This window comes from Phytobacter sp. V69 (assembly GCF_965644215.1).
In the GTDB taxonomy this organism is placed as follows: domain Bacteria; phylum Pseudomonadota; class Gammaproteobacteria; order Enterobacterales; family Enterobacteriaceae; genus Phytobacter.
On sequence record NZ_CBFFRL010000431.1, the window covers coordinates 1 to 1,262 of the forward strand.

At 49.0% G+C, this 1,262-nt stretch carries 1 protein-coding gene; it reads right to left on the reverse strand.

All coding sequences use genetic code 11. The features are described from left to right. Positions 1-244: 244 nt before the first annotated feature. Positions 245-997 carry an NADH:ubiquinone reductase (Na(+)-transporting) subunit C gene (gene nqrC, locus ACSZPU_RS25770; RefSeq protein ID WP_499004455.1) on the reverse strand — a complete coding sequence of 251 codons (753 nt, stop codon included), beginning with the start codon at positions 995-997 and terminating at the stop codon, positions 245-247. Positions 998-1,262 lie beyond the last annotated feature (265 nt).

Genomic DNA, 1,262 nt, shown 5'->3' on the forward strand with positions numbered 1-1,262 from the left:
AGTCATGATAATAGGGCCTTCTGATTAGAAGGCCCTATTATCAATGATTTTTATCCTCGTGACGACACTATCTAAGAATAACCCTACATTCTTGACGAGTAAGTCAGGTTTATTACCTGGCAACGGTGGGGGCATTAATCGATATTGCTGAATGGTTAGCGGAGAAATAATCGCGATGAAGAAAAATAAAAAGCCAGCAATATCAATATTGCTGGCTTAATGTCGCCTAATTCAAATTAGCGGATTAATTCGATAATATTTGCTTATCTTTCGCCAGACGCTGCAGGAAATGCCCGTAACCGCGGGAGCCCAGCCAGAAATTAATACTTTTCTCCACGCCTGTTGACGTCATGGTCGCGCCGCTAATACCGTCGACGGTGTATTCATCGGCATCGCCACTACGCTGCTGAACCACCTTCAGTGCGGGTTCGGCGTCATCGTTCAGCACTTTTTTTCCCGGCCACTGACGCAGCCAGTCAGGGTCTTCAACCTTCGCGCCGAGCATCGGCGTTTCGTTCTGTTCGTAAAACAGTAGGTTTTTCACCGTGCGGCCATCGGTCTCCAGCGCGATGAACGCATGCATCATCGACTTCGCGCCTTTACCAGAAACCGGAATAATAACCTGTTGAATTTGATGCTCATTATTTTGCACCAGGTAAACATCGGCGATGTTACAGCGCTGGCGTACCTGCGCAGGATCCTGGTCTGCCGCCAGGTTTACACAGGATTGTTGTGCATCCTGCCGGGACGACGCAGGTAATAACGTACCGCTGTCCAGATTCACCTGACGGGCAATCACCCGACGTTCGAAAAGCGTCTGCATCGCCACCGCGTCGCTTTTCCCTGGCGTTGCCAGCCCGGCAACCTGGAGTATGGCGGCGGTTTGTTGCTGGTTTGACGGTTGCGTATTATTGCCCAGGAAATAAAAAGCGACTGCGGCAAAGCACAGGACACAAAATAACATCATTGACGCAACAATAATTTTACCTTTACTCATCAGGATCGCTCCCCACCCTTAATCAACCCGACGTTCGTGGCACCGAAAACTATTATGACTGGCATCATTTTGCACGCCTTTTTTGAATAGCTATGCCACTACGCAGATGGATTTGCAACATGCCACGGATGACAACACGCACCTGAAAAAACCCACTGCCGGTCGTCAAAAAAAGCAAAAAGAAAGGAATTAAATGGCGGATTCAACTCCGAAGTGCAACGCTAAGCCGCCAATCTTAGCTCTGCAAACACCACAGACGGTTGCC